The organism is Chryseobacterium sp. POE27 (genome assembly GCF_039727685.1).
Classification (GTDB): domain Bacteria; phylum Bacteroidota; class Bacteroidia; order Flavobacteriales; family Weeksellaceae; genus Chryseobacterium.
The window spans coordinates 2831759-2857689 of record NZ_CP152475.1 but is presented as its reverse complement, the minus strand read 5'-3'; the positions used below and the strand labels follow the sequence as shown (position 1 = coordinate 2857689).

Genomic DNA, 25931 nt, shown 5'->3' with positions numbered 1-25931 from the left:
TTCTTAATGGTTTATCTGTATTTTAATTTAGACTTTATCTTTTAACCAGCTGTACAGAATTTCATTGAATTCATCTGGCTTTTCCATCATCGCTGCATGACCGCATTTTTCAATCCAGAACAGATCTGAATTCGGAATAAACTTGTGCATATCCTCCGCAACTTCAGGGGGTGTCACATTATCCTGTCTTCCCCAGATCAGGCAGGTGGGCGTTAAAATCTTCGGCAGATCATGAAGCATATTATGTTTAATAGCACTTCTTGCCAGCATAACGGTTTTAATTCCTTTCATTCTGTCATTGACTACCGAAAAAACCTCATCTACAAGGTCTTCCGTTGCAATCTTCGGATCGTAAAAAACCTCTTCCGTTTTCTTTCTGATATAGGAACGGTCATTCTTTCTCGGAAAACTATCCCCGAACGTTCTTTCATATAAACCGGAACTTCCTGTAAGAACAAGATTTTTGATAAGATCTGGTCTTGCCAACGTTAAAATCAACCCGATATGACCTCCCATTGAGTTTCCTACAATGGTTACAGGTGCATCTATATGAGTTTCTATAAACTTGGCGATATATTTTGCTATCGTTGTAAGATTGGTATTGAGTACCGGCAAATCGTAGATTGGCAACTGAGGAACATATACTTTGAATCCTCTGTCTGAAAAAAAATCCACCATCTTATCGAAATTACTCAACCCACCCATTAAACCGTGCAGCAGCACCAATGGATGTCCTTCTCCCGCCTCAACGAAGGTATATTTCTTTTCTTTTTTTGTACTGAATATCATATGATGCCTTTAATAAAGCCTTGCAAAAATACAAATTAAACCTCAAAAATATTTTGATAAGCCTAATTTAAAATAAAAATAATATACCAAACTCTTTTTTAAAGCTTTTTTTCTTAAACACTTTGCTATGGCTTGAATAACAACCGATACAACAATCTACATACCAGTTTATTATATAGCTGGAATTCAATCTTTAATAAAACTTATCAACATTAAGGCAAAAAGTGGGGAAAAGTGGGAACTTTTGGAAATTATTATATAAATTTGTCCCAAATGAAAAATTTCATTGGAACATATGAGTGTAAAATCGATGATAAAGGGCGCTTAAAGCTACCTTCTTCTTTGATTAAACAAATGGAAAACTTCGACGACAAAGCGTTTGTAGTTAAGAGATCCGTGTTCCAATCCTGCCTGGAGGTTTATCCCATGAATGCCTGGGATAAAGTGATGGGCAAAATTAATAAACTAAACAGATTCATTAAAAAGAATGCTGATTTCATTAGAATGTTTACGGCAGGTGTAAAAACAGTAGAGCTGGACAATGCGGGAAGACTTCAGATTTCGAAAGATCTTATGACTTTTGCTGATCTTCAGAAGGATATTGTAATTACCAGTGCAGGAGAACTTTTCGAGATTTGGGATAAAGACGCTTATGAAAAAGTGATTTCCATTAACGAAGAAGATTTTGCAAGCCTCGCCGAAGATGTGATGGGCGCTTTCGATGAAGAATAAACAAAGCTGATTATTAATTAAAGCTAAAAAACACAACTTAAACATGTATCATAACCCCGTTTTGTTGAAGCAAAGTGTTGATGATTTGGTGACGAATCCAGACGGAACATACGTGGACTGTACTTTTGGCGGCGGCGGCCATTCAAGAGAAATATTGAGCAGACTCTCTGATAAAGGAAAACTTTTCAGCTTTGATCAGGATCTGGATGCGCTGAAAAATACAATTGATGATCCGAGATTTACATTAATCAATCAGAATTTCAGGTTTCTGGAAAACTCATTGCTGATGTATGGTATTTCTCAGGTTGACGGTATCCTGGCTGATCTGGGAGTTTCATCCCACCAGTTTGATGAGGCAGACAGAGGCTTTTCAACAAGAAGTAATGCACCGCTGGACATGAGAATGAACGTGATGCAGAATCTTGATGCCAAAAGGGTGATCAATGAATATGAAGAAAGTGAACTGGCCAATATATTTTACCATTACGGTGAATTGAGAGAAGCAAGAAAACTGGCAAGAGATATCGTTCATCACCGGAAAACAAAAAGCATAGAAACAACGGAAGATCTGAAGAAAATGTTCAGCTATATTCCGCCACACAAAGTGAATAAATTTTATGCACAGCTGTTTCAGGCCATCAGAATAGAAGTAAACCAAGAGCTGGAAGTGCTGAAAGAAATGTTGGTTCAGGCCTACAGGGTATTAAAGCCGGAAGGCAGACTCGTCGTAATTTCTTATCATTCTCTGGAAGACAGGCTGGTTAAAAGATTTTTAAAAAACGGAATGTTTGAAGGCGAGCCTGAAAGAGACATTTACGGAAATTATAAAAAAGCGTTTGAGCTGGTGAAAAGTAAAGCAATCATTCCCGATGACAAGGAAATTGAAGAAAACTCAAGAGCCAGAAGCGCAAAAATGAGAACAGGAATAAAAGTTTAAAAGTGAATGAGTGAATTGTCAATAATGAATTTTTAAAATTGACAATTGACAATGAAATGACTTCACTGCTTAGCAAATTGACATAACATTGGCAAAAAGAACAACATATCGTCCTCAGAAGAAACTTACTTTTATAGACATTATAAAAGGAAACTTCCTGAATCGTGATGAGATCAAAATACATTACAGGTATTTTCTGCTGTTGTTTATTTTAATGATGGCGATGATTTACAGTAACCATCTGGTGAATAAGAAGATCAAAATCGTTAATGCCTTAAAGGAAGAAACGGAAGAGTATAAATCAAGAAACGCTTACGCACAAAGTAAGCTTATCAAAGTAAAAATGGAATCGGAATTGGGGAAAGAGGTTGCCCGGGATTCGTTAATGACCTTGGAAAGCCACCCTCATAAATTGCTCATAAAACTGGATAGTACGGATGCAAAAACAAAATGAATACGATAACAAGCGTAAGAAAACATTACGTTGGGGCTACCTCTTTGCAGTGGTAGCTTTGTGCGTGTTTGTCATGTTCTTAGCGAGGATCGTCATTCTTCAGAATACCAACGTCCAGGAAATTAAAGACGATTACATTAATAAGAATTATCGCGAAGCTACTCTTAAAGCAGCTCGTGGAAATCTATTTGCTTCGGATGGCTCCATTCTCGCAACGACTGTCATGCGTTACGATATTTATCTTGATTTTAAAACAATGAAGGATACCATTTACACGAATAATATTGGTGCATTGACGGATTCTTTAAGTAAAATGTTCGGAAAGCCAAGAGGCGAATTCAGGAAAAAATTTGACGAGCAGAGAAAAAAGAAAAACCAATATTATACGTTGGTAAAAGGTCTCGATTTTGATCAGTACGACAGAATCAGAAAATTCCCGATCTTTAAAAAGGGCAAAAATAAAGGCGGCTTCATCGTCGACAGAAATTACAAGAGAGAGCTTGCCACTTCTGAGATAGGTGCAGGAACGATCGGGATGGATGACGGCGTACACACTGCCGGCCTTGAAGGCGCTTTCTCAAAATATTTAAGAGGAACCGACGGAAAAAGGCTTGAACAAAGAATCAACTCCTCTCAATGGAAGCCAATTGACTTCTGGAAAGTTCAGGAACCTGTGGATGGCGAGGATGTTTATACGACTTTAGACCTTAGAATTCAAGACATTGCGCATTCAGCTTTACAAAAACAGCTTATCAATTTCGAAGCAAAACACGGAACGGTGATCGTAATGGAGGTTGAAACAGGGAAAGTCCGCGCCATGGTCAACTTAAGAAGAGATGACAACGGTGACTATGTAGATTCCTACAATTATGCTTTAAAAGACAATATTGAACCCGGTTCTACTTTTAAAACCATTTCGCTTCTTGCAGCTATGGATGATGGTTTCATCGATGAAAATACAACGGTAGATGTCGGGAACGGAGTCTGGGTGTATGCAAAACAAAGAATTTCCGATGGCCACGGTGGAGGAACGTATGACATCAGTGATGTTCTGGCCAAATCCAGCAACGTTGGTTCGGCCAAGCTGATTACAAAATACTATGCAGAAAAACCACAGATTTTTCTTGACCATTTAAGACGGTGGAAATTGTTTGATAAAATGGATATTGAGTTGCCGGGAATCACAAAACCTAAAATTGTAACACCCGAAAACAAAAGATGGAACGCCGCAACGCTGGCATCAATTGCCTACGGATATTCGTCAAATATTAACCTGTTACAATTGGCCACGTTTTATAACGGTGTTGCCAACAAAGGTAAAATGCTGAAACCCCTTTTCATCGATAAAATCATGAAAGACGGAAAAGTAATGTACACCGCAAACCCTGAAGTAATGGTTAATAAAATGGCATCCGAAAAGGCCATCAGTATGATGACTCATGCTTTGACGAAGGCTGTGGAAAAAGGAACGGCAAAAAGTATTTTCACTCCCAATTTGAAAATGGCAGGAAAGACAGGAACGGCAAGATTTGAATACTGGCTTCCAGGGCCAATGAAATACCGCGCATCGTTTGCAGGGTTCTATCCCGCAGATAATCCGAAATATACGTGTTATGTAATGATCAGCGAGCCTAATACGGCAAAAGGATTTTACGGAGCCACCGTTGCCGCACCGGTATTTAAAGAGATTGCAGGAAAAACCTTCCTAAAAACACCTCAGAATATCGAAAGAGAAATGCTGGTCGACAAAAAGGTAAACCTTAATAAAATGGTTGAACCTAATGTAAAAGTCGCCGTCAATAATAAACAAATGCCCAATGTTGTAGGACTTATCGGTAAAAACGTAATCCCACAGTTGGAAAATTTAGGATATCGTGTTGACTTTAAAGGCGTGGGAAGAATTAAAGAGCAATTTCCGCTGGAAGGCACCATGATTAGTAAAAATCAGAGAATTTATTTGTCTCTGCAGAATTAAAGAGAGTCCCGAAGGGACGATTTAAAACAGAATAGGATAAAATCCTATTAAAAAAGAAAATATTTTAAGAATATAAAGCATCAGTATAAATGCAGTTAAATGAATTATTAAAGAGAATTCCAGTTTTAGAAATTCACGGTGATGATAGTTGTGAAGTTTCAGAATTGGTATTCGACAGCAGAAAGGTTACGGAAAACTCATTGTATATCGCAATGAGAGGCACGGTTGTGGATGGGCATTCATTTATTGCATCTTCTGTTGAGAGAGGCGCAAAAGCCATTGTTTGTGAAGAATTCCCTGAAAATATAGATGAAAATGTCACCTATGTTAAAGTAAAAGATTCTTCAAAAGCTTTAGGACAGATCGCTTCCAATTTTTACGGAAATCCTTCAGAAAAATTAAAACTAATCGGTGTTACAGGAACCAATGGCAAAACATCTGTTTCTACGCTGCTTTTTGATGTTTTTAAAAATTTGGGTTATGACTCGGCTTTGCTTTCTACAGTGGAGATTAGAATTTCAGATCAGGTAATTCCGGCAACGCATACGACTCCTGATGTTATTACCATCAATAAAATTTTGGCTCAGGCCGTTGAAGAAGGATGTGAATTTGCTTTTATGGAAGTCAGTTCCCACGGGATTGCCCAAAACAGAATTGAGGGACTTCATTTTAAAATCGCTGGTTTTACCAATCTTACTCATGATCATCTGGATTATCACAAAACTTTTGATGAATATTTAAAAACAAAGAAAAGATTTTTTGATGGACTTGATGCCGAATCTGTTGCGATCACCAATATTGATGATAAAAACGGAAACGTAATGCTTCAGAATACAAAAGCTACGAAAAGGTCTTATGCCTTAAAAACAATGGCAGACTATCACGGAAGATTACTTGAAGTAGATTTTAACGGAATGCTGCTGAATTTCAATGGAAAAGAATTCTGGACTACACTGACAGGAAAATTCAATGTTTATAATTTATTGCTTGTTTTCGGAATTGCTTCTGAGCTGGGCTTTGAACAGGATGAAATTCTTCAGGCGATCAGCCAGTTGAAAAGAGTTTCGGGGAGATTTGAGACGTTCAAATCAGACGGTGGAATCTTTTTTATTGTAGATTATGCCCATACTCCTGACGCCCTGGAAAATATCCTGGACAGCATTAATGATATCAGAACGAAAAACGAAAGACTGATCACAGTATTCGGTTGCGGAGGCGACAGAGATCACTCAAAAAGGCCTGAAATGGGAAATATTGCCACGAAAAAATCAACATTGGCCATTATCACTTCAGACAACCCGAGAACGGAAGATCCGGCAGCTATTATTAAAGAGATTGAAGCAGGCGTTGAGCCGCAGAATTTCAGCAAATACACTTCAATTCCCGACAGAAGAGAAGCGATAAAAATGGCCATAAAATTTGCCGAACCAAAAGACATCGTGCTTGTAGCCGGAAAAGGGCATGAAAACTATCAGGAAATCAATGGTGTAAAACATCATTTTGATGACAAAGAAACGATTAATGAGCTTTGGAAATTAATGAGCAAATAAAAATTTATAATCGATAATTGATAAATGTTAATTGATTTTATCATTCATCAATCATCATTTATCATTTATTAAAATTTGAAAAAATGCTATACTATCTATACGAATATCTGACCGACCACGGCATCCATGTTCCCGGACTTGGATTGTTAAAATACATCTCTTTCCGTGCAGGAATGGCGGTTCTGTTTTCTTTAACCATTGCGCTTATTTATGGGAAAAGAATCATCAATTATCTGAGAGCAAAGCAGATGGGCGAACTGGTGCGCGATCTTGGACTGGATGGGCAAAAGCAAAAAGAAGGAACTCCTACAATGGGAGGTCTTATCATCATTCTGGCAACCCTGATCCCGGTTTTATTGTTCACAAGAATCACAAATATTTATATCGTTCTTCTCATTGTTTCGGTATTATGGATGGGTGCCATCGGTTTTCTGGATGATTATCTGAAGAAAATTAAAAAGAATAAAGACGGTCTAAGTGGTAAGTTTAAGATCGTAGGACAAGTTGGATTAGGGTTAATTGTCGGTGTTACAATGTATTTCCACCCCGATATTACGGTTAAAAGAAAATATGCCGATGCCAAAGTGGTAAACCGCAACAATGTAGAGCAGAATTTTATGCCAACAGAAAAAATCGCCGTTTCCACAGTGCCTTTTGCTAAAAATAATGAGTTTGACTACAGTGGTATGCTGTTTTGGATGAATGATAAGGATGCTCACGAATGGGCGTGGATTGTTTTCATTCCCATTGTTATTTTTATTGTAACGGCCGTATCAAACGGCGCCAATATTACAGACGGAATCGACGGCCTTGCCGCAGGAACCAGCACGGTTATTCTACTGACACTCGGCTTGTTTGCTTACCTTTCGGGAAACATCATTTTCGCTGATTATCTGAATATTATGTTTCTTCCGAATATGGGTGAAACCACCATTTTTGTCGTAGCTATGGTAGGAGCTGTGATTGGTTTTTTCTGGTACAATACCTATCCTGCACAGGTTTTTATGGGAGATACCGGAAGCTTGATGCTGGGAGGCGTAATCGCTGTTTTAGCTATTATTTTAAGAAAAGAATTGATGATTCCCATACTGTGCGGAATCTTTTTGATAGAAAACATTTCCGTGATGCTACAGGTTATTGTTTTCAAATACAGAAAAAGAAAATACGGGCTGGAATACGCCCAGAACAATAGATTATTCAGAATGTCACCCCTGCATCATCATTATCAGAAAGGCGGTTTCCACGAAAGTAAAATCGTAAACAGGATGATCATTATAGGGGTAATGTTAGCAATTGTATGTCTCATTACATTGAAGATGAGATAAACCGGCAGTAAGCATCAGGCTTACAGCATAAAGCAAAAAAGTATGAAAATAGTTGTTTTAGGAGGAGGAGAAAGCGGTTGCGGTGCTGCTTATTTGGCTAAAAAACAAGGTCTGGAGGTATTTCTTTCAGACAAAGGAGCCATTAAAGATCAATATAAGCAGTTTCTTACAGATAATGAAATTGAATTTGAAGAAGAAAACCACAATGAAGAAAGAATTCTGAATGCCGACTGGATTGTCAAAAGCCCGGGAATTCCCAAAAAAAGCGGAGATCATCTATAAGATTCATGATAAAGGAATCAGGCTTTCTTCTGAAATTGAATTTGCTTCGGAATTTACAGATGCCAAAATTATTGCCATTACAGGAAGTAATGGAAAAACAACGACCACGTCTCTGATCTACTATATCCTGAAAAACGATGGATTGAATGTAGGTTTAGGCGGAAATATCGGTTACAGCTTTGCCAAGCAGGTTGCCGATGAAAATCATGAATATTACGTATTGGAAGTCAGCTCTTTCCAACTCGATGATATTCAGAATTTCAGACCATACATCTCTTTATTACTGAATTTGTCACAGGATCATCTGGATCAGTACAATTACAATTATGAAGAATATGCTTTGGCGAAATTCAGAATAGCTGAAAACCAAGAAAATGATAATTTCTTCATTTATAACAAGGATGATGAAATGAGCAAAAATATCCTTGAAAAGCTGGAGATTAAAGCGAAAATGATTCCTTTCTCCACCAAAGAAAGACTCAACGACGGAGGTTTTGTAGATGAAGACCGTATTGTGGTGAAGATGAAAGATGAATTCTCCATGAAAATTGAAGAATTGTCGCTCCTGGGAAATCATAATGTTGCCAACAGCCTGGCAGCGTCAATTGCCGGTAAGATATTGGAAATCAATAATGAAAGCATAAGAAATTCATTAATGACTTTTCAGGCGGTTGAACACAGGCTGGAGTTTGTCACAGAACTTGAAGGGGTGAAATACATCAACGACAGCAAAGCAACCAATGTCAACGCCACCTATTATGCCTTGGAAAGCATGAAAAACCCAACCGTTTGGATCGTGGGCGGAATAGACAAAGGAAATGACTATACCGAAATTGAAGATTTAGTTAAAAGAAAAGTAAAAGCAATTGTTTGCTTAGGTATTGATAATGAAAAAATTATAAACTTCTTTAAAAATAAGAAAGAGTTTATTTACGACACTTCAAGCATGGAAGAGGCGGTAAAGATCTCAAAATCTCTGGCTCAGAAAGGAGATACTGTTTTGCTCTCCCCATGCTGTGCAAGCTTTGATTTATTTAAAAGCTATGAAGACAGAGGAAAACAGTTTAAACAGCAGGTATTAAAAAATAAATAGAGTCCCAAAAAACTCCCTCTCCCTTGGAGAGGGTTGGGGTGAGGATATTATGAACGAACAAGACACAGAAAACAGATTTGAATTCCTGAAGGGCGATAAAGTACTTTGGATGGTCATTCTTGTGATCTCCATTTTCTCTATTTTCCCGGTCTATTCTGCAAGCTCAAATCTGGAATATATTGTGAATAACGGGACCACCACAGGTCACGTGATTAAGCATATGTTCTTTGTGGTCTTAGGTCTTGCGATCATGAGAGTAGTAGGAATGGTGAAATATGAATACATCGGCAAGCTCAGCAGCATCCTGTTAGGTTTAATGATTATTCTGTTGGTAGTCACCATGTTTACCGGCCAGACCATCGATGGGGCAAGTGCTTCCAGATGGCTAAAAATCCCCGGAACACCGATATCCTTTCAGCCATCTTCATTTGCTTTCCTGATGCTGATTATTTATCTCTGCAGGTATTTAACCAAAAAGATCACAAGAGAAAGGCTTCCGATTGAGAATATTATGTACATATTCGGGCCTATTCTGCTGGTTTTTGTACTCGTTGCAAAAGACAACGGATCTACGGCATTAATGATTTTAATGGTCTCTGTCATTGTTTTGATTATCGGGCAGCTGCACTGGAAATATATTGCAGGATTTATCTCTGTATCATTTATCGCCATTGTTTTGTTTTTAATTGTTGCTTTAAATACCAACCTTATCGGAGGAAACCGGGTACACACCTGGATGAGCCGTATCGAAACATTTACCTCAAGCAAAGCCAAAACAGCAGATGTTGACGATGAAAGTGTGAAAGCCAAAAACTACCAGGTGATGCAGGCCAAAGCGGCTATTGTCCATGGCGGAATTACCGGAATGGGACCCGGAAAAAGTGCATTAAAGCAAATGCTGCCACAATCTGCCTCCGACTTTATTTTCGCAGTGATTGTTGAAGAATACGGACTTATAGGAGCGGCTTTTCTCATCAGTCTGTATCTCATTATGATGATCAGGATCGTGATGATCGCCAGCAAGATGCCGGCTTTCTTCGGATCGTTGCTCGTGCTCAGCCTCGGGGTGATGATCTTTGTGCAACTTTCCGTAAATATTGCGGTGGCCATTAATCTGATTCCGGTGACTGGTCAACCATTGCCATTGATCAGCTACGGAGGAACATCCATGCTCGTCACCTATTTACAGCTGGGAATTATTTTAAATATCAGCTCAAGAATCCAGATTTATGATGAAGAAGGATTGGGCAAAAGGCAAAGTATTGCAGAAATAAATGACATTGCTTAAAGTAACAGAGAGTCCCGAAGGGACGACATAAATCAGGATAGGATATAAATCCTATTAAAGATATAATGAATGAATGAATGAATTATTTAATTGATTAAATATATAAAAATGAACAATCAATCAGCCGGTAGTCAAAAGCCAAAAGCCCTTCGCATACTGTTATCCGGAGGCGGAACAGGAGGACATATCTTCCCGGCAATTGCTATTGCAGACGAAATCAAAAAGAGATTTCCTAAGGCCGAGTTTTTGTTCATTGGTGCCAACGGCAAAATGGAAATGGAAAAAGTTCCGCAGGCTGGGTACAAAATACAAGGAATCGATATTACCGGAATCAACCGCGGAAATATCCTTTCCAATTTAGGGTTGCCTTTTAAGATTTTAAAAAGTTTATCCAAGTCCAAAAAAGATCATTAAAAACTTCGCCCCTGATTTGGCTATAGGCACAGGTGGTTTTGCCAGCGGGCCGGCTCTGTATGAAGCCAGTAAACTGGGGATTCCGATTTTTATTCAGGAGCAGAATGCACACGCAGGCGTAACGAATAAAATTTTAAGTAAAAAAGCAAAAGCCGTGTTTACCGCTTATCCCAAAGTAGAAGGCTTCCCGGCTGAAAAAATAAAGTTTCTGGGTAATCCCATTCGTTCAACTATTGTTTCCGGAATGCAGGATATTGTTCAGGCAAAAGAAAAAATGGGTCTTGATAAAGATAAACTGACCATTTTATCTGTCGGCGGATCTTTAGGTTCAAGAACATTAAACAATGCCTGGAAAGAAAATCTGGAAAACCTAAAGGAAAAAGGCTACCAATTGATCTGGCAGACCGGAAAACTGGACTATAAAGAAATTGTTGATGGGTTTCAGTTGTCAGTTGATGGAAATAACCAACAACCAGCAACCAGCAACCAGATACAAATAAAAGAATTCATCAAAGACATGGAAACCGCTTATTCCGCAGCAGATGTTATTGTTTCAAGAGCGGGAGCCATTGCCATTTCAGAACTGGCAGTAGCACAGAAACCGGTGTTATTGGTTCCATTTCCTTTTGCAGCGGAAGATCACCAGACTAAAAATGCGATGAACCTGGTAGAAAAAAATGCTGCAAGAATGGTAAAGGACTCTGAAATACAGGAAAAATTCTGGAATACCCTTTCAGAGATCTGCGAAAGTGAAGAATTGAGAAAAGAAATGTCTGATAATCTGAAATATTTTGCTAAGCCAAATGCAGCTAAAGAGATTGTGAATGAGATTTTTAAAGTGATATAAGTATAGTAGATGTCAAACGAACTATCAGTATATAGAAAATTCATTTATAAAGATGATGCTTTAGAATTAATTAAAATTCTTGAAGTTAATCATATTGATTATGAATTGGCAGACAATTCCTCCAGATTAGATTCAAACTTTGGAGCAGATGTCAACAGTCAGGAATTTGAATTAAAAATCCAGAAAGAAGACTTTAATAAAGTTGAAGAATTAGAGGAAAAGCTTGTAGAAAATGATGTGCAAAATGTTGAAAAAGATTATTATCTTTTTGAATATTCTGATGAGGAGCTTATTGAAATTATACTAAAAAAGGAAGAGTGGAGCAAATTTGATTACATGCTGGCTCAGAAAATTTTAAAAGAGAGAGGAAAAGAAATTAGTCCGGAAGTTCTCACGGTTATTACAAAACAAAGATTAGAGGAATTATCAAAAGAAGCTGAAGTTCCGAAACTGTGGTTTTACTTAGGATATTTCTTTGCATTTATTGGAGGCTTTTTAGGTATTATAATAGGATATACCATAATGTCTTACAAGAGAAATTTATCAAACGGAGAATCTGCTTATGTCTATAAGGAAGAAGACCGAAAACAAGGCAGGAATATATTAATCTGTTCAATAATCGGAGTTGTTTTTTGGATTGTTGTCAGATATTTAAACAAATATTAAAAATGAACATTTTAAAAACATATCAGAATTTTTACTTCGTGGGAATCGGAGGTATCGGGATGAGTGCTCTGGCACGGTATTTCCATGCTTCGGGCAAAAAAAGTTTCGGGGTATGATAAAACCAATACCAAGCTTACGCAGGCTCTGATGAACGAAGGAATTGATATTGTTTTTGATGATATAATTGACGAAAAAATCACGTCTCTTCAAAAGGAAGATACATTAGTAATTTATACACCGGCTATTAAAAAGCTTAGGATTTTAGATTATTTTAATAACAATCAGTTTGAAGTCTTAAAACGCGCAAAAGTTTTAGGGTTAATTACGGAAAATACAGATTGTATCGCAGTTGCCGGAACTCATGGAAAAACAACAACTTCTACATTGGTTTCGCATTTATGTAAAGAAGCAGATTTGCCGTTTTCCTGTTTCCTTGGAGGAATTTCTGAGAATTTTAAATCGAATTTCCTTTATAATGGGACACAGTATTCTGTGGTTGAGGCAGATGAATATGACCGAAGTTTCCTGAATCTATCCCCTGACTGGGCTGTGATCACATCGATTGATGCCGATCATCTCGATATTTATGGAGATAAAAATACTATTGAAGAAGGGTTCAGACAGTTTGCCGCATTGGTTCCGGAAGACAAACAGCTTTTTGTAAGAAAAGGAATTGACATCGGAAGACCTCATCTTACCTATGCTGTAAACGAGGAGGCAGATTATTATTCCGATAACCTGCGCATGAAGAATGATACGATCTATTTTGATTTTCATACTCCTGAAGAAACGGTAAAAGACTTTGCCTGGGAAATTCCGGGAATCCATAATGTAGAAAATGCAACGGCTGCATTGGCGATTCTCCACAAGTTAGGAGTAAGCTTTGAAACTCTTAAAAAGTCAATAGCCAATTTTAAAGGCATTAAAAGAAGATATACTAAACACAGATATGATAACGGTAAAATTTACATCGACGATTATGCTCACCACCCGACTGAAATTAATGCCGTAATGAGCTCGATCAGAACTTTTTATCCGGAAAAGAAACTGTTGGTAGTCTTCCAGCCGCATCTTTTCAGCAGAACAAGGGATTTTGCAGATGGATTTGCAGAAAGCCTGAGCCAGGCCGATGAATTGATCCTGCTCGATATTTATCCTGCGAGAGAGCTTCAGGAAAACTTTGAAGGAATTACTTCAAGTTGGTTATCGGAAAAAGTGACTTTAGATAAAAAGGAAGTTTCAACATTAAGCGATGCTTTTAATAAGATAAAAGAAAAAGAATTTGACATCCTTCTGACGGTAGGCGCAGGGAATATTGACACGTTGTATGACCCTATTTGTGAGTGGATGAAAGGAACACAAAGCACACGAAGATAATTTTTAAAATATTGAAAAAAGGGTTCACAAAGCCGCTTCGCTTAAAAAAGCATACAAGTGGAAATAATCGAGTGATAAATTCATTATTACTCTTATAGTTGAAACAGTTTTGTGAACCCCATGTTCAAAAAGAATAAAAATACACAAATGGATGAAAATGAAATTGCAAGAATTGTAGTTGATTCAGGATTAAAAGTTCATAGGAGTCTGGGATCTGGTTTATATGAAACGGTTTATGAACAATGTCTTGAATACGAATTGATAAAGAGAGGATTGTTGGTTGAAAGACAGAAATTTCTTTCAATACAATATGAAAACCTTAAAGTGAAAAACGCATTTAAAGTTGATTTGTTAGTAGAAAATAAAGTTGTTGTAGAAATTAAAGCTCAGGAAGCTTTGGATAATTTTCATAATGCTCAATTATTGAATTATTTAAAGGTTGGAAACTATAGATTAGGATTATTGTTAAATTTTAATTCTAAGCTTTTTAAAAATGGAATTAATAGAATAGTTAACGGATATATCAAGTAATTGTGGCTTTATAAGCGAAGCGGCTTTGTGAAACTAAAAAAAGCAGTAATAATAAATAAAAACTTTGTGAACTCCGTGTTCAAAAACAAAGACAGTAGCGAAAAATAGAATTACGGATATATACATAATCAAAAAAGCTCTTACAAGCGAAGCGGCTTTGTGAAACTAAAAAAAAGCAGTAATAATAAATAAAAACTTTGTGAACTCCGTGTTCAAACAAAATGAAAAATAAATACAGAATATTAAAAATTGCCGTCACAGTAATTCTTCTTGGGTTTCTGCTGAGCTTTTCACTGAAGAAATTCAGTGGTCAGAAGATTACGGACAATAAGATTTCTGTAAAGATGAGCGAGAAAACGCCGGTATATTTTATTGATGAAAAAGACATCAGGGAGATTGTAAAGAAAGAAAACCCTTCCGGGAAAGTGGGCGACTTGAATATTCCTGCGCTGGAAAAAAAGATCAATGCCCTTCCTGCGGTCGACAGTGCCAATGTTTATTTGAATCTGAATGGAAAACTGAATCTGGATATCAAGCAAAGAGTACCTGTTTTCAGGCTGAATAAAAACGGCAGAGACTTTTATGTAGATGAAAAAGGAGTTGAATTTCCGATCTCTAAAACATATTCCCATCCTTGTATGCTGGTGACGGGAGATGTCCAGAAAGATGAATATAAGAAATTGGCTGAGCTGGTTGAGAAAATTGATAAAGATGATTTCAGCAAGAAATATTTTATCGGAATATCGAAGGACAATGGCGATTATAACCTGCTGACAAGCGAAGGAAACTACAAAGTGGAAATCGGGGATCTCGATAATATTGAATTTAAGGTAAAAGGCTTTAAAACTTTCGTGGAAAAATACCTGGTGTTTCAGGATCCCGAAAAGTACAATATGGTGTCTGTGAAATACCAGAACCAGATCGTAACGACTTTAAATCCTTATTTTAAAGAAAACGACAGTATTCTGAATGTAAGAAATAAAGAACTGGCTAAAGCTTCCATTGTTCCGGTAAAGAAACCCAACGATAAGCCAAAGCCGGTTGAGATAAAAAAGACAACGAAAAAAACAACCTCTTCATCAAAACCAAAAACAGTAACCAAGCCAAAAGAAATCAAAAAAACAGAGAAGAAGCCAACGGCAGAAAAGCCGAAAACAAAGGCAAAAGTTAAAATAGAATAAAAATCAAATCGATATAAACAATGGAAAATCAAGAGTATTCAGTAGGTCTGGACATCGGGACGACGAAAATCGTCGCGATTGTCGGAAGGAGGAATGCACACGGGAAAATAGAAGTTCTCGGTGTAGGGAAGGCTAAGAGTCTTGGTGTTCACAAAGGTATTGTGAATAATATTTCACAGACCATTAATTCAATCAAGGCTGCTGTGTCTGAGGCACAGTCCAGCGCAGGAGTTCCTATCCGTAAAGTGACGGTAGGTATTGCAGGAAAGCATATCCGTTCTCTCCAGCACTCCGATTATATTATGCGTGAACATCCGGACAAATTCATCACAGATGATGACATTGAAGCATTGAAAGATCAGGTCAAGAAGCTGGTCATGCTTCCCGGTGAAGAAATTATCCATGTCCTTCCTCAGGAATATAAGGTAGACTCCGAAGGAGAAATTCAGGAACCTGTCGGTATGCACGGAAAACGTCTGGAAGCCAACTTCCACGTTGTCGTAGGCCAGATGGGAAGCATCCGCAACATTGCAAGATGTGTCCGCGAAGCAGGGCTCGAAATGGAAGCTCTTACGCTGGAACCTTTAGCGTCTTCGGAAGCGGTACTAACCAAAGAAGAAAAAGAAGCCGGAGTAGCTATCGTAGATATCGGTGGCGGAACTACGGATATCGCTATATTTAAGGACAATATTATTCGCCACACCTGTGTAATTCCTTACGGTGGCGGAATAATTACAGAAGATATTAAAGAAGGCTGCTCGATCATTGAAAAGCATGCGGAACAGCTGAAAGTAAAATTCGGTTCTGCAGTTCCCGAGCTGGAAAAAGACAGTACGTACGTAACGATCCCGGGGCTTCACGGCAGACCGGATAAAGAGATTTCTCTGAAAACGCTTGCACAGATCATCAATGCAAGAGTGGAAGAAATCCTGGAAATGGTGAATACAGAGCTTAAGGCGTACGGAGCATTCGAACAGAAGAAAAAACTCATTGCAGGTATTGTTCTTACTGGGGGGTGGTTCCAATCTGAAGCATCTTCGTCAGCTTGCCAATTATACCACAGGTTTCGACAGCAGAATAGGTTTTGCCAATGAATATATAGCGAACGATAAAAATCAGTATCTTAAAGGACCTGAATTCGCGACTTCCATCGGATTGCTGATGGAGAGTTTAAAGATCAGGGACAAAAAGCAGCATGCTGACATTCAGGAGACCGTTCAGGAACAGGCAGAAGTAAAAGCAGAAGCCCACGTTCCCGCAGCCGATACAGTACATGAACCGCTACAGCAGACAGAAGCTGCCCAGCAGGAACAGACACTGAGCGAGCAGCAGGCTAAAAAAGCGGCGAAACTGACGTTCGGACAGACGCTAATGGAAAAAGTAAAAAAATTCTTTGAAGAAGTAGAGTAAATTATAAATGATGAAGTGATAAGCGATACATGATTTTTCCTTATCAATTATCATCAATCAATTATCAATTATAATTATAAAAAGTATAGTTATGGAAAATTTAGGGACACAGGGGTTTTCGTTTGATTTGCCAAAAGGAAATTCATCAATAATAAAAGTAATCGGTGTAGGAGGCGGTGGAAACAATGCCCTGAAGCACATGTACGAAAAAGGAATTCACGGGGTAGATTTCGTGATCTGCAACACAGATGCCCAGACATTGGATAATAACCCGGTTGCCAACAAAGTGCAGCTGGGAACTACCATTACCGAAGGTCTTGGCGCGGGGGCAGACCCTGAAGTAGGAGAAAAATCTGCTATCGAAAGCATCGAGGATATCAAAGCGGCAATGGGGCAAAATACCAAAATGGTCTTCATCACTGCCGGAATGGGTGGTGGTACCGGAACCGGTGCAGCTCCTGTTATTGCCAAAGTCGCAAAAGATATGGGAATCCTTACGGTAGGGATCGTTACCGTTCCTTTCAGCTTTGAAGGAAAAAGAAGACTGGAGCAGGCGGAAAACGGACTAGATAAATTAAGAAACAACGTAGACTCTCTTATTGTTATTAATAATGATAAGCTGAGGCAGCAATTCGGAAACCTTGGTTTCAAACAGGGATTCTCAAAGGCCGATGAAGTGTTGACTAATGCTGCCAAAGGAATGGCTGAAGTAATTACCGGTTACTTCGATGTAAACATTGACTTTAGAGATGCTAAATCTGTGCTTCAGAACTCGGGAACGGCATTAATGTCTACAGGGGTAGCTTCAGGGGAAAATAAAGCCGAAGAAGCCGTAAGAAAAGCACTGGATTCCCCATTGCTGAACGATAACAAGATTACCGGAGCCAAAAACGTGCTTTTGCTGATCAGAAGTGGCGCGGAAGAGGTAACGATGGACGAAATCGGGGTGATCATGGATCATATCCAGAAAGAAGCCGGACACACAGCCGATATTATTTTCGGGGTGGGTTCTGATGAAGAGCTCGGCGATTCTGTAAGCGTTCTTGTAATTGCTACAGGTTTCTCAAACGACAATAAAAAGTTTTCCGGGCCTACAGAGAAGATCAAGATCAGCCTCAATGACAGCTTCGATTCACCGAAAGAATCTCCTTTTAAAACAAGACAGGAGAGAGAAGAAGTGCCTGAGCAGGGCTATGATTTCGGGGGGAAAAAACCTTTTCAGACTGGATGATGAAGACAATGATGCGCCATTCTTCGGATCGTCCCCTGAAAAAAAAATGACCATTGAAGAAGAACCTGCCAGAACCGAAATAAAATTCACTGACAGAGAAGAAGATACATTACATACACCGGAACAAAGCTGGAGAAACGAAGAGGAAGAAGAATCATTCAGCCTGTTTTCACTGGATGAAGAACAGGAAGATGCCAACGACCTTGAAATAGAATCTTTCAAGTTTGATTTCGACCATAAAAAAGAAGAACAGCAGACCACAGGATCTTCCGCATCTTCTTATTTTGAAGAGAAGTCTGTAGAATTCAGCTTTTTTGTGAATGAGCCGAAGAATAGCGAGCCGAAGTCTGACTCCGGACAGCCAAAAGCTGAATTCACCGCTGCAAGCGAAGTAAACCAGCTTACGCAAGAGCCTCTTCAGAAGGTAGAGCATTTCTTTCAGCATCTGAAAGAAGAGCCGGTAGTGGAAACTAAATCGGAAACGGAAGCTCCGAAGCCTGCGGAAGAAGAATTCACGTTTGTGAATAAAACTGTAGATCAGGAGAGAGTAATGGAAAGAAGAAACAAGCTGAAAGAATTCAATTCACGCTACCAGAGCTTCGACAGCACCAGCGAGTTTGAGTCTGTTCCTGCCTTCAAAAGAAAGAATATCTCTATTGACGGATCCAACGCTTCAGATCAGAACATCAACACCTATCTGTCTGACAACAACGGAAACATGCAGATCAGAGAAAACAGGTTTTTGAATAAAGATGTAGATTAATTGCTACTGGCGATTGGCTTCTGGCAAATGGCTTTAAAAGTCAGATTAAAGAGCCAATAGCTAATTGCCAATAGCTAAATGCCAAATAAAATGAGTTTAGAAAATACCATAAGCGAAGCGATAAAAACAGCGATGAGAGCTAAAGACAGAGTGGCTTTGGATTCTCTTCGTGCTGTAAAGTCGCAGATATTACTCCTTAAAACGGAAGCCCGGGACGCAGAAGTGACCGAGGAGCAGGAGATCGCCATTCTTCAGAGAATGGTAAAGCAGCGTAAGGATTCTTACGATCAGTTTACTGCGCAGGGAAGAAATGACCTGGCAGAAGTAGAGGAAGCCCAGATGAAAATCATAGAGCAGTTCCTTCCCAAGCAGCTCTCTGCAGAAGAGCTGGAAGCTGCGATAAAAAACATTATTGCCGAAACAGGAGCCGGATCAATAAAAGATTTAGGTAAAGTAATGGCAGCAGCTTCAAAATCTTTAGCCGGTAAATCCGACGGAAAGAGTATTTCCGAGACGGCAAAAAGACTGCTCTCCTAGTTAGTTGTTGGTTGACTGTTGCTTGTTGACAGGCCTTAAAACCATCAACTTTTTTTATAAGGATATTCAACCTTTGCATATCGATTTGATTAAAGAAGCCCGGAACCTTATCAGTTCCGGGCTTACTTTTATCCTTAGTTAATGTTCAGTTCCGGGGAACTGAACGTTGTCTTAGTTCTGAGAGGGAAATCTTTTCATGGTAGTGATTTCAGAATCTTTTCAAATATAAGCTTTTTTATTGATGATACCCTCTAATAACCATCATAAAATCAGCTTTATATACAGAATATACAGATCTTTTAGTATTCTTGCATGCCGTCCCTCAACAGCACTGCCTCCACCCTATAAGATCCATATCTATTCCAATAGCCTTCCACATTATATATAGCTCTTTAGTATTTCCTGCATTACTGTCCCTCAACAGCACTGCCTTCACTCTATAAGATCCATACACCTAATTCAATAGACTTCTACATTATACAGGTCTTTTAGCATTCCTGCATTGCCGTCCCTCAACAGCACTGCTTTCATCCTATAAGATCCCTGCTCATGAGACCTCCAAATCATCGCTTTCCTTTAAAACACTCCACTCTGAAATTCCCCTTCGCTCTCAAACGCTAAGACGTTTCTATTTTTTTATTTTCCGACTTCAAAACCCTTCCACATTATATACAGTTCCTTTATTATTTCCCGCATTGCTGTCCCTCAACAGCACTGCCGTCATCCTATAAGATCACTGTTCATGAGAACTCCACATCATCGCTCTCCTTTCAACACTCTACCCTCAAATACTCCAACTCCAAAACCCTTCCCCATTATATACAGGCCTTTTAGCATTCTCTGCATTACTGTCCCTCAACAGCACTGCCGTCATCCTATAAGATCACTGCTCATGAGACCTCCACATCATCGCTCTCCTTTCAAAACACTACAAAACTACTACTAATGAAACTCCCATCCCGCTCTCAGGCGCTAAGATGTTCCGATTTTTCTATTTTCCGACTTCATAAAGCCTTCCACATTATATACAGTTCCTTTATTTCCTGCATTGCTGTCCCTCAACAGCACTGCAATCATCCTTAAGATCACTGTCCATGAGTTCCTCTACATTACGCTCTTCTTCAAATACTCTTACGCTAAAATTCTTCTCATACTGTTATCTTCTCATACTTTACATTAATACTGGTCCTTTACTCATCTCATATGCCTGATCAAAATAGCCACTCAGCGAAACAACCTTTGAATTATCCATTGGGTTGATATACCTTAGGAACATCTGTTCCGTAGAATGTCCTGTTGCTTCCATCAACAGAGAAGTTGGGATCTTTCCGTAGAAGTTCGTGGCAAAGCTCCGTCTTCCGATGTGGCTGGTAATCAGCTCCCATTTCTCTTTGATCACTGTTGCCAGTCTGTGAAACACCCTTTTTTTCGCCTTCACTTTGTTGTGCAATCCTGCCAGCCTGGCGATCTCCTTGATCTGTCTGTTGTAGACCGCATCTCTTATCTCTTCAGGGAATTCGCCACCATTTTTCCTGATAATCTCAACGACGGCGGGGTGCATGGGCAGGGTAATTTCTTTCCTGGTTTTCTTCTGCATAAAAGAGACACATGTGATCCCTTTCACCTCGATCAGCTTTTCGCTGGTGAACTTCATAAAATCGGAAACCCTCTGACCGGTATAGCAGCTGATCAGCAGCCACTTTTTCGCCGATAACAGCTCATCCGGAACCTCACACTCCTCAATACTCCTGATCTCATCGTCTGAGAAGGTGATCATTTCACGGCGAAGGCCATCCCTGCGGATATCCAGCTCGCGGACTTTCGTTCTCATTCCTTGCCGCTCTAAATAATTAAGAATGGTCTTTACAAAGTGGATGCTTCGGTAGATGGTATTTTCGCTGTACCTTTCTTGTTTTCCGAAATCGATGAATTCGCGTACAAACTCGTAGTTGATCTCATTGACCTGAAGCCTTCTGCAAAGTTTTCCCTGGAAACGCCCCATAAGACGAAAAAACACCATATACCTCTTGTAGGTAGAATGGCATATCAGCGCTCTTCGTGAAGCAATATACTCGTGCATATAGCTCATGAAAGTATCCGGGGTGTACACATGCTCCTTTTCCAGGCTGAGGTCTTTGACGATTCTCGCCAGCCTTCGGTGCGAAACCGGTCTTTTTCTTTTGATGCTAAGAATATCCAGGAGACGCATCCGGATATTATCAAGCTTGTGATTGATCATTTTGCTTCTTTTCAGGTAGATGTTGATGGGCCTTTGCCTGTCGCTATCCCATTCATGAGGGTCTATCCTGAGATAGGTTCTGAAGCGAAAATGAACTTTGCCCTCTGCGTCGCGAACCACAACACGCAGATCGGCCGATTCCCCCTTGGCAGGGAGGAAATACTGAATTTCCATAGTGTTAAATTATAGGTTTTTAAAAAGTTTTTTTTTGACCCCTAATTTAACATAAAAAAAGTAGTCCAGCCTAGACTACTTTTCCGGACAAATGTAAACAAATTATTTTTACTTCCAAATAAATAACGAATTGTTTTTTAGTTGATTAGTTTTTTAAGCAATGTAAAGACCGCTTGAGAAACTCTCGAATTAATACACCTGATTTTAACATAGAATTTAGCATTAAGTCTTTGTAACAATTGATTAATGCAGAAAAGTAGTCTAGGCTGGACTACTTTTTAAAACACTCCCTCTATAAAACTAAAAATGATGATTTATTCCCTGACACCCAACTCTCTGCGCGTATTCCTGAGGATTTTGTCCTTTGCGGTACTGCTTGTTCCGGTGTCAATATCCTCTCAGTTTTCGTTTTCATCCGGTTCCGATCTCTTTATTTCCGAAGGCTCCTACCTGTACACCGAACAGCCGGTTACCCTTACCACTACAGACACTCCCCGCCCGCAGCTATCAACAAACAGCCAGGCAGTAGCTCCCCAACCTAAGGTGATTAAAGCATCATCAAAAGCCTTAGCTCCCGGACCTTCTGCAGAAAGCAAAAGAAATTCTTCTTTCCGTTATATCCCTTCTGAAAACACGCATCACTTCAGCACCCCGGGAAGCCTCTCTTCACTGGCCGTTCTGGAAACTTCTCTCCTGAAGCTGCAACATAAAACAATACCATCATCTTTTCTTCTATTGATAAGCGCAAGATGGGATCAGGAAAAATATATTCATGACACATACTATCCTTTTCAGCTAAAACATATCACCATCAATCATTTCGGACGTCCTCCGCCTGTGCTTCAATCTTAAGGCACAAGAGTTTTTTTGACACATTAGTCACATAAGAGGTAAGATTGCAACTTTGAAAACAAAAAGAACACATCAGTTCTTGAAAATCGAAGATTTTCCTTGGCATCAAATGGTCATTCACTATCCACTTTGTTTGTCATCCCATAGGAATCTCAGCAAAGAAAATCACATAACATTAGTGGAATTAGTGTTCAACTATTAGTGCCATGCGTGTTTCATCAATTTGAGTGTTTTTTCGTAACAAGGTGAAGAAAAAATGTATCGAGAATGACATTTATCCTCAAACTCACAAACTTCTCGATACGATTTTTTCAAAATCTACTCGAAGTGACGAGCCCGTCGAAGCTATTATTGAGTGGGAGGGTTTGAGAGTGGGAGCGTTTTAGGGTCGGAGGGCCGTCAATTCGAGTGTTTTTTCGTAACGAAGTGAAGAAAAAATGTATCGAGAATGACATTTATCCTCAAACTCACAAACTTCTCGATACGATTTCTTCAAAATCTACTCGAAGTGACGGAGGGTTTTAGTGAGGGTGAATTTTAGGATTGGAGGGCCGTCAATTCGAGTGTTTTTTCGTAACAAGGTGAAGAAAAATGTATCGAGAATGAATTTATCCTCAAACTCACAAACTTCTCGATATGATTTCTTCAAAATCTACTCGAAGTGACGAGCCTGTCGAAGCTATTATTGAGTCGGAGGGTTTGAGAGTGGGAGCATTTTAGGGTTGGAGGGCCGTCAATTCGAGTGTTTTTTCGTAACGAAGTGAAGAAAAAATGTATCGAGAATGAAGTTTATTCTCAAACTCAAAAGCTTCTCGATACGATTTTTTCAAAATCTACTCGAAGTGACGAGCCTGTCGAAGCTATTATTGAGTCGGAGGGTTTGAGAGTGGGAGCGTTTTAGGGTCGAGGGTCGTCAATTCGAGTGTTTTTTCGTAACAAGGTGAAGAAAAAATGTATCGAGAATGAATTTATCCTCAACTCACAAACTTCTCGATATGATTTTTTCAAAATCTACTCGAAGTGACGGAGGGTTTTAGTGAGGGTGAGTTTTAGGGTTGGGGTGGAATATGGGATGGTTTGAGAGGGGAAATAGTGGCTTCGAGTCACCTCAGCCACCAGGACTCTCCCACACTCAAACTCTAAAACCCTCCAACTCTAAAAACTCTGCGAGCTCCTATAAGTGAAACGCCTTTGTGAAACTAAAAGCACATCATATATAAAAAATCTTAGCGCACTTCGTGTTCAAATAACAAAGTCAACAAAAAATACAAACAACAAACATAAATACAAAACAATGAAACAATTAATTACAACAGCTGTTCTGCTCTTCAGCACCACAGTATTCGCTCAGGTGGGGATTAATAATACATCTCCAAAAGCTACCCTCGACATTACCGCCAAAACCAACGGAACCAAACCCGAAGGACTCATCATCCCGCAATTATCCGGAGACCAGATCCGTGCAGCAACAGCAGCGTCAGTCTATGGGACAGCACAAAAGGGCCTCATCGTCTATGCATCTGCTGCCGATTCGGCTCCTGCAGGAGCGACAGCAAGTATTACCGCTCCGGGATATTATTATTTCGACGGCAGTGCATGGCAGAAGATCGCAACCGGAAATACGTTAAATACCTCTCTTGCCAGCGGAAACATCTTGGTGGGAAGTTCATCGAATGTAGCCACAGCCGTAATTCCAACAGGAGACGTAGCCATTTCTAATACCGGAGCCACTTCCATAGGTGCAGGAAAGGTAACAACGACCCACCTTGCCAATAATGCAGTAACCGTTGCCAAGCTCCCTACAGGAGCTACCGCTACAACTTTTCTAAGAGGAGACGGAACATGGGTGACACCTACTGATACCAATACCACTTACACCGGTTCAACATCTATAGGCCTTAATGGAACAAGCTTTGAAAGAGCTGCATTAACAGGAGATGTAACAGCTTCAGCCAACAGCAATGCTACGACCATAGCAGCTAACGCCGTAACAACATCGAAGATTGCCAATAATGCAGTAACCGTTGCCAAACTTCCTACAGGAGCTACCGCTACAACTTTTCTAAGAGGAGACGGAACATGGGTGACACCTACTGATACCAATACCACGTACACAGGTTCAACATCTATAGGGCTCAATGGAACAAGCTTTGAAAGAGCTGCATTAACAGGAGACGTAACAGCTTCTGCCAACAGCAATGCCACCACTATAACAGCTAATGCCGTAAATTCAGCTAAAATCGCTGATGGAACCGTTGCTAACGGAGACTTGGCGAATATGGCAGCTTTTACCGTCAAAGGAAACGCGACCAATGCCGTAGCTGCCCCAACCGATATTGCCGCAGGAACAGACGGCAATGTATTGAGAAGAAGCGGAACGGCCTTAGGCTTCGGAACTGTTGATACGGCAGGAATTACAGATGGTGCCGTGACGACTAATAAGATTTTGGATGCTACAGTAGCCAACATAGATCTTGCAACAGGCACAGGAGGAATTTACAAAGGAAGCGGATCTTTAGCCGGTAACACCACAGTGGCACAAAATGCCAATACCTTAGCTTTTACTTCTACTGCAACTACTGGAACCAGTCATTTTACGGTGGATGGTAGTACATTAAATGTAGATGCCGTGAATAATAGGCTGGGGATAGGAACAAGTTCTCCATCAACGAAGCTAGAGATTAATTCAAGTACATCTGGAGCAATAAAAATAGTTGATGGTACACAGGGAGATGGCAAAGTGCTGGTGAGTGATGCAAATGGTTTGGGAACATGGAAAAATGCATCTACAACCTCTGGTACATTGATTTATAGCGGAGCAGCTACCACACGTTATGTACCGGGTTCAACATATATCAGAGTTGACCTTGGCTCCATTCCTGCTACAGTTTGGGATAAGGTCTATAACGCAGCCGGAAGAGCATATATAATATCTCAGAATATAGCATTGGGCTATATTCATCAAACAACTGTATGGGCAATCGGAGACCGTAATAATTTCCAGACTTATGGCTTCTTTTTTAATGATGTCTACTGGTCTACTTTTAATTCAAGCACATCAACTTGGCAGTATCAAGCCTCACGTGCACCATTGCCGGATTTTATTGAAATATATGTTTTCTAATCAATGAAGTATAGCCCCCGCTCGCGCTGGTTTTAAAATATAACGGGAAATCCGATGTCGCGGATTGCAATCCGTGACTTACATAACCAATTAAATCTAATCCTCATAGGTTTTAGAAACCTGTGAGGATTTAATAACAAATTTAACAACCATTTAAAAT

16 protein-coding genes and 5 pseudogenes are annotated in these 25931 nt (G+C 39.5%); 19 read left to right on the top strand and 2 right to left on the bottom strand.

The features are described from left to right. Positions 1 to 27: 27 nt before the first annotated feature. Positions 28 to 789: an alpha/beta hydrolase gene (locus AAHI02_RS13540; protein WP_346983694.1), complete on the bottom strand. Its 762-nt coding sequence runs from the start codon at positions 787 to 789 to the stop codon at positions 28 to 30. A gap of 273 nt (positions 790 to 1062) precedes the next feature. Here AAHI02_RS13540 and mraZ point away from each other — a divergent pair, with 273 nt between their 5' ends. From mraZ to AAHI02_RS13455, 17 genes and pseudogenes are all read left to right on the top strand, one after another. Beyond that, positions 1063 to 1521 (top strand): division/cell wall cluster transcriptional repressor MraZ, encoded by a 459-nt coding sequence (gene mraZ / locus AAHI02_RS13535; protein ID WP_346983693.1) that lies wholly within the window; start codon positions 1063 to 1065, stop codon positions 1519 to 1521. Between the two features lie 43 nt (positions 1522 to 1564). Next, entirely contained in the window at positions 1565 to 2458 is an 894-nt protein-coding gene (gene rsmH / locus AAHI02_RS13530) for a 16S rRNA (cytosine(1402)-N(4))-methyltransferase RsmH (RefSeq protein ID WP_346983692.1), read from the top strand. Between the two features lie 88 nt (positions 2459 to 2546). After that, complete coding sequence (locus AAHI02_RS13525) at positions 2547 to 2912, top strand: FtsL-like putative cell division protein (protein ID WP_346983691.1); 366 nt, start codon at positions 2547 to 2549, stop codon at positions 2910 to 2912. After that, a complete protein-coding gene (locus tag AAHI02_RS13520; protein ID WP_346983690.1) occupies positions 2896 to 4887 on the top strand; it encodes a penicillin-binding transpeptidase domain-containing protein in 1992 nt (663 codons plus the stop codon). Before AAHI02_RS13525 ends, AAHI02_RS13520 begins: the two co-directional genes overlap by 17 nt. 89 nt (positions 4888 to 4976) lie before the next feature. Beyond that, a complete protein-coding gene (locus AAHI02_RS13515; protein WP_346983689.1) occupies positions 4977 to 6437 on the top strand; it encodes a UDP-N-acetylmuramoyl-L-alanyl-D-glutamate--2,6-diaminopimelate ligase in 1461 nt (486 codons plus the stop codon). A gap of 83 nt (positions 6438 to 6520) precedes the next feature. Continuing rightward, entirely contained in the window at positions 6521 to 7762 is a 1242-nt protein-coding gene (gene mraY, locus AAHI02_RS13510) for a phospho-N-acetylmuramoyl-pentapeptide-transferase (protein ID WP_346983688.1), read from the top strand. Between the two features lie 42 nt (positions 7763 to 7804). Further along, a pseudogene (gene murD, locus AAHI02_RS13505) lies at positions 7805 to 9137 on the top strand (UDP-N-acetylmuramoyl-L-alanine--D-glutamate ligase). Between the two features lie 49 nt (positions 9138 to 9186). Continuing rightward, entirely contained in the window at positions 9187 to 10425 is a 1239-nt protein-coding gene (locus AAHI02_RS13500) for an FtsW/RodA/SpoVE family cell cycle protein (protein WP_346983687.1), read from the top strand. A gap of 108 nt (positions 10426 to 10533) precedes the next feature. Continuing rightward, positions 10534 to 11686: pseudogene (gene murG / locus AAHI02_RS13495) on the top strand (undecaprenyldiphospho-muramoylpentapeptide beta-N-acetylglucosaminyltransferase). A gap of 9 nt (positions 11687 to 11695) precedes the next feature. Further along, positions 11696 to 12352, top strand: a complete 657-nt coding sequence (locus AAHI02_RS13490; protein WP_346983686.1) for a hypothetical protein — start codon at positions 11696 to 11698, stop codon at positions 12350 to 12352. Between the two features lie 2 nt (positions 12353 to 12354). Next, a pseudogene (gene murC, locus AAHI02_RS13485) lies at positions 12355 to 13729 on the top strand (UDP-N-acetylmuramate--L-alanine ligase). A 147-nt stretch (positions 13730 to 13876) separates the two neighbouring features. Then, on the top strand, positions 13877 to 14260 hold the full coding sequence (locus AAHI02_RS13480) for a GxxExxY protein (RefSeq protein WP_346983685.1): 384 nt from the start codon (positions 13877 to 13879) through the stop codon (positions 14258 to 14260). A 221-nt stretch (positions 14261 to 14481) separates the two neighbouring features. Beyond that, positions 14482 to 15441, top strand: a complete 960-nt coding sequence (locus AAHI02_RS13475) for a cell division protein FtsQ (protein ID WP_346983684.1) — start codon at positions 14482 to 14484, stop codon at positions 15439 to 15441. A 20-nt stretch (positions 15442 to 15461) separates the two neighbouring features. After that, positions 15462 to 16851, top strand: a pseudogene (ftsA, locus tag AAHI02_RS13470) (cell division protein FtsA). 91 nt (positions 16852 to 16942) lie between these two features. Then, a pseudogene (gene ftsZ / locus AAHI02_RS13465) lies at positions 16943 to 17920 on the top strand (cell division protein FtsZ); the annotation flags it as partial. Positions 17921 to 18044: 124 nt separating this feature from the next. Then, entirely contained in the window at positions 18045 to 18845 is an 801-nt protein-coding gene (locus AAHI02_RS13460) for a hypothetical protein (protein WP_346983683.1), read from the top strand. A 90-nt stretch (positions 18846 to 18935) separates the two neighbouring features. Beyond that, the gene (locus AAHI02_RS13455) at positions 18936 to 19382 is read left to right on the top strand and encodes a GatB/YqeY domain-containing protein (RefSeq protein ID WP_346983682.1); all 447 of its coding nucleotides are present in this window, start codon (positions 18936 to 18938) and stop codon (positions 19380 to 19382) included. Between the two features lie 1171 nt (positions 19383 to 20553). Here the strand turns inward: AAHI02_RS13455 and AAHI02_RS13450 are convergent. Further along, positions 20554 to 21795 carry a tyrosine-type recombinase/integrase gene (locus AAHI02_RS13450; RefSeq protein WP_346983681.1) on the bottom strand — a complete coding sequence of 414 codons (1242 nt, stop codon included), beginning with the start codon at positions 21793 to 21795 and terminating at the stop codon, positions 20554 to 20556. A gap of 306 nt (positions 21796 to 22101) precedes the next feature. Here AAHI02_RS13450 and AAHI02_RS13445 point away from each other — a divergent pair, with 306 nt between their 5' ends. Together AAHI02_RS13445 and AAHI02_RS13440 are read left to right on the top strand one after the other, a co-directional pair. Continuing rightward, a complete protein-coding gene (locus AAHI02_RS13445) occupies positions 22102 to 22647 on the top strand; it encodes a hypothetical protein (protein ID WP_346983680.1) in 546 nt (181 codons plus the stop codon). Between the two features lie 1294 nt (positions 22648 to 23941). Beyond that, entirely contained in the window at positions 23942 to 25771 is a 1830-nt protein-coding gene (locus AAHI02_RS13440) for a hypothetical protein (RefSeq protein ID WP_346983679.1), read from the top strand. Positions 25772 to 25931: the final 160 nt, after the last annotated feature.